At 41.7% G+C, this 4,582-nt stretch carries 4 protein-coding genes and 1 pseudogene; 2 read left to right on the top strand and 3 right to left on the bottom strand.

Going from position 1 to position 4,582, the window contains the following annotated elements:
- Window positions 1-518, bottom strand: a pseudogene (locus F6J94_RS30680) (hypothetical protein); the annotation flags it as partial.
- Between the two features lie 289 nt (window positions 519-807).
- Between F6J94_RS30680 and F6J94_RS30675 the strand changes: the two are divergent.
- Window positions 808-954 (top strand): hypothetical protein, encoded by a 147-nt coding sequence (locus F6J94_RS30675; RefSeq protein ID WP_293024064.1) that lies wholly within the window; start codon window positions 808-810, stop codon window positions 952-954.
- On the opposite strand, the gene F6J94_RS30670 is transcribed toward F6J94_RS30675, so the two are convergent.
- Complete coding sequence (locus F6J94_RS30670) at window positions 913-3,498, bottom strand: CHASE2 domain-containing protein (RefSeq protein WP_293047193.1); 2,586 nt, start codon at window positions 3,496-3,498, stop codon at window positions 913-915. The genes F6J94_RS30675 and F6J94_RS30670 overlap by 42 nt on opposite strands.
- Between F6J94_RS30670 and F6J94_RS30665 the strand changes: the two genes are divergently transcribed.
- A complete protein-coding gene (locus tag F6J94_RS30665; RefSeq protein WP_293047191.1) occupies window positions 3,497-3,814 on the top strand; it encodes a hypothetical protein in 318 nt (105 codons plus the stop codon). The two genes, F6J94_RS30670 and F6J94_RS30665, sit on opposite strands and share 2 nt — an antisense overlap.
- Here F6J94_RS30665 and F6J94_RS30660 read toward each other — a convergent pair.
- Window positions 3,795-4,514, bottom strand: coding sequence for a DUF1822 family protein (locus F6J94_RS30660; protein ID WP_367142294.1), 720 nt, complete (start codon window positions 4,512-4,514; stop codon window positions 3,795-3,797). The genes F6J94_RS30665 and F6J94_RS30660 overlap by 20 nt on opposite strands.
- Window positions 4,515-4,582 lie beyond the last annotated feature (68 nt).

The raw sequence follows: 4,582 nt of genomic DNA, 5'->3' as shown, positions 1-4,582 counted from the left end.
TTCATTAAACGAAAACTTCTCTTAGTAGGAAGTTCGTCTAAAGGAATTGTATTCCGCCAAAAGTAAGCTTTACCTGGTTGTAAGGGCTTGCCTTGATAAAGGATATTAGTGGTAGTAGGGTCTAAGGGTTGCTCCCACAATTGTTGATTAGTACGATACTCACCCACCTCAATACCTTTCATTTCTCCTTGCCAGAGAAATAGAGGTTTATCACTCCAAATTTCTAAGCTTCCTTTATGATTATAATTTTCGTCACTATCTGATAGCTGACCAGGGGTGAGCATGCAGATAGTTTGCTCGATAGGATTAGCCTCTCTTGAGCCTCCTTTACCTTTTTTTCGTCGCAATCTCTCCCAAATATCACCCCATTTTAAGGTAATTAGCTGGCCTTGAAAGTGGGATAAATCCTGACCAGACTGAGGTGTTTTTACTATTGCTTCAAGAGGCAGTGCATAAGAACAGAGTAGTACTACGACTGTTAGTGCCAGAGTGGATTTGTTCTGGATTATTTTAATCATAATATGCTTCCTGACTGATAAGTTAATGATTAAATAAAGCATTTATCGCAGTTATGATAATTGCTATATTTGACTAGGGATCCCCCCTAACCCCCCTTAATAAGGGGGGAACTTGATTCGATTCAAACATTCCCTTAATCAGGGGGGGAGCTGATTCGATTCAAACATTCCCTTAATCAGGGGGGGAGCTGATTCGATTCAAACATTCCCTTAATCAGGGGGGGAACTTGATTCCAGTAAACCATTCTTTTCTATTAGCTTTTGCCTTAACAGGATAAACTTTGTAATCATGAGTATAAGAATTGCTATAATGTTCCCGATTCCCGATTCCCGATTCCCTACTCCCTACTCCCTACTCCCTACTCCCTACTCCCTACTCCCTACTCCCTACTCCCTACTCCCTTTGCGTAACGCTATAGATCCTAAACACTACTAAAGGCATAAAAGTAGGGAGTAGCACCTTCAAAGAGATATAAATTTGTAGTGAAATCAAGCAATAAACTAACCAATATATCAACCAAGCATTACCTAGATTTATCAAGAATGATCCTAAATCAATTGTGATAATTTTTATTCCCTGCTCCCTGCTCCCTGCTCCCTGCTCCCTATTCCCTTGTTTAGGATAATCCTGTTTAATTAACCTAAATCCCTTACCTAAAACAGCGGTTAGTAAAATCATCAAGGCATTAGGAATTGGTATCACCAGATGCTGGTAAAAAAGATGGTGGGCGATGTAACTATGGGCTTCACCACCAGTAAATGATGGTTTGCCATCGAACCAGTCTTGCCAACCCTCTGAACGACGCCAGAAGGCGACCGGAAGGGGAAGCAGATTATTATCTTGCCCTTCTTGATCAATTCCTGCTTCTTTATATCCTCCTGAAGCAACAATCACAATGGTTTGATTAAGGCTGATATCATCAGCTAGAGCATCTTCAGAACAGGAGCCTAATAACTCACAAGCAGAAATTCTTTGATAAACTTGCTCTGGAGGGAGGGAATAGTCAATAATCGGTTGAAACCATTGTAAGAAATATGCGATCGCAGGACGTTTTACCCTCCCCAACCAAGCCAGTTGTGTATCAGCTTGTGTATTAGTTTGTGTATGGGCTTGTGTATTGGCTTGTGTATCGGCACCATTAAGCGAATCAATCACTGAAGTCCTAAATTTCTGATTACTGTCTTGAAGCTCAGGTAATCCCATCGCTAATTGAGTAGTGCCGGAATCTTGATTACGTAAACAATAGGAAAGGACTAGTAAATAGCTAAACGGACAACTTTGATCACACTTATTGCTAGGTAACTCTACATACCAATCATAGGTTGTAATATCTCCCTCCATGGTTTGATTGAGGTTAGCAATTTGAGCACTCACCCCATAATAATCAGCAGGATGGTCAGCTTCAATTGCTGCCCAAACTAACCACGTATTCCTGTTAATCGCTTCAGTAATTGATTGCCGTAACTGTTTACTATTATCGGGCTGTTGTTTGTCTTGATCTAAGATATAATCAAACCCAATTATCCGAGCATTACTGGTAACTAATTTATCCAATATACTTGCTAAGTAACCATAATCCATATACCTGCCATCAACCAATTTAACGTTGTCCTGTTCAAGAGACTTGTTATCAATTTGAACTAACCGAACTGGAGACTGAACTGGAGAAGGATTAGCTTGCCACTGCACCTGCTGAGTAACCTGACGGTAACCAGCCTGTAACAACAGACGAGATTCTAACAGTAAATCCTGAACAGGTGGGATTAAACTAACGGTTAACCATGCCGATAACCAAAGGGCTTCTTTCTTAGTAGGTAACCAATTTCTGAGACTGTGCCCTAAACCAAATGGTTCCAAACGAAACAGTACTGATTGGGGATGGCGAAATAAGGTAGGGATTAGGTAAGCAGAAGGATAGGTAAGATTTTGTTGGTCTTTGAGAAAAGCACAAGCATCCCTTAGGGCTTCATGAACATCCTTATACTCAGCCAAACTGTTGAGAAACTGGACAATAAAAACTTGAGCGACCTGATTGTGAATAGGTTCTGCCATTACCGCCACTTGAGGTAAGCCTAAAGCAATTAGGGATTCCGCAATTGAGATACCATCACAAGAATTAAAAATAGCAAACTTCAGGCCATTAGCTATCCCTTGTTGCAGGGATTGTTTAATCTCATTAATTCCTAGAGAAGCATCAGGAGCAATATGTAATTCCCCACCAGTAAAGGCAGTTTCATTACTATGTCCAGCAAAGAATAAAATATCCCAACCCCTAGGATTAGCAATTTCTTTAACAATTTCCTGCTTAAGACTACTAGAGTCTTTTCCTGCTTGCCAACCAATAAATTTGATTTCAGCCAGCTTAGACAGGTGAGCTAACGCCTTGCGGTCTTCTTCAAAGTCTAATCCTTTTTCATCACCTAAGATAGCCAACACTCTGGCTCGGCGACGGATTGAATAAATAATTTTATTATGACTAATTCCAGCATGGATAGTTTTAGAAACCCGAGCAATCCGGATAGTTCCGAATCCCGATAAATTCGTCCTAGTAGTAGTACTAATTTCCCAAGCTTCCCAAGGTAAGCGAGTTAATTCAGGACAGTTACAGGTGAGGATAATATCAACCCAATACCGACGATTAATAGACGAATCCGTAGCTGCCTTAGCAATTTCCTCACGAATCTCATATAACTCTCCATCCCGTAACCAACTATGAAATATTGATAAAAACCTAGCTTCTGCTTCCCGCAACAGGCCAGCCGGATCTTTCATAACGGTAAGTCTACCACTTTTTGGGACTTTACCTCGCAAATTTTTGTAACAATTAATGTAAGCCTGTTTCCAGTCTTGGTAACCTTGATCAAGGTCTTGAGGATAATCTACTATGGCAGCAATAGTCTTACCGTTTTCCCAAGATAACTCAAAGTTACATCCTGACTTGATTTTGATGACTTTAAGGTGGAAAATTTTACTTTTCATGTTACTTATAGTAGTCAGCGGTCAGTGGTCAGCGGTCAGCGGTCAGCGGTCAGCGGTCAGAGCCGGTGGGTGGAATGGGCATCTTGGTGGAATGGGCATCTTGCCCGTTTCATTTCCGACGGGCTGTCTCAACCAGGCGCTCAGAGGTGGAAAATCAGGGCGAGCCCTTGGGTGGTGCGTTACGGGGCGGGCTGTCCCAACACTGGCGCTCGGTGTTGAACATGACGGCAAGCCCGCCCCTAACGCACCCTACGCGATTCCCGATTCCCGATTCCCGATTCCCGATTCCCTACTCCCTACTCCCTACTCCCTTTAAATTCAAACAACATCGACATTTGTGCTGTTTCGTCAGCAGTGGTAATTGTAGCTAGAAACTTTTCATGATTAGCCCCTACAAACTGAGTAAATAAATAGTCGTCATTAGTGGTCAATTCCTGTTGATCCAAGACCATAGTAAAATCAGTAATACGCAATTTTATCCCCGAAGGTGGAGTATTACCTGGGCTAGCTCCCAGGATTAGCACTATAGTCCAATCTCCCTCTGGTTCAGATTGGGGTAATTGCCAAGTTATAGCATAAAGACGTAGTGGAATTCCAGCTAGTTGGAAATCTCGATAACTACGGACAGCAGCAGCAGGAATTTCGATATCAATAATAGTTAGAATCTCAGCTAATTCTTGGGCTGGGATACGACTAAACCGCAATGCTGGGGAAGGTGCTGGTAATAGCTGCCAAGATAACTCTTGAGCTAGGTCATCAATTTTATTATATAACCATTGTCCCACATCAATCGCCCGTTGATTCAGGATTTCGATTACGTCTTTAATATAATCCTGACTGGGCTGTGGTATTTCTGGTAAAGGAATTTCCTCAGGAGATAGACATTGTAAATCCAGTAGTAAGTCGTCTCCAGTCATAGTAAACCTAGATAAAGGGAGCTCGTAAGTCTGATCAGAGCCAACAACTAGATTACTAATATCTTTGACTAACTGGTCGTATCGATTGACGCCTTTAATCTAGGTTTACTATGACTGGAGACGACTTACTACTGGATTTACAATGTCTATCTCCTGAGGAAATTCCA

Origin of the sequence: Moorena sp. SIO1F2 (assembly GCF_010672755.1) — a bacterium.
Lineage (GTDB): Bacteria > Cyanobacteriota > Cyanobacteriia > Cyanobacteriales > Coleofasciculaceae > Moorena.
The sequence above is the reverse complement of the archived record's forward strand: the minus strand, read 5'-3'. Positions and strand labels throughout refer to the sequence as shown.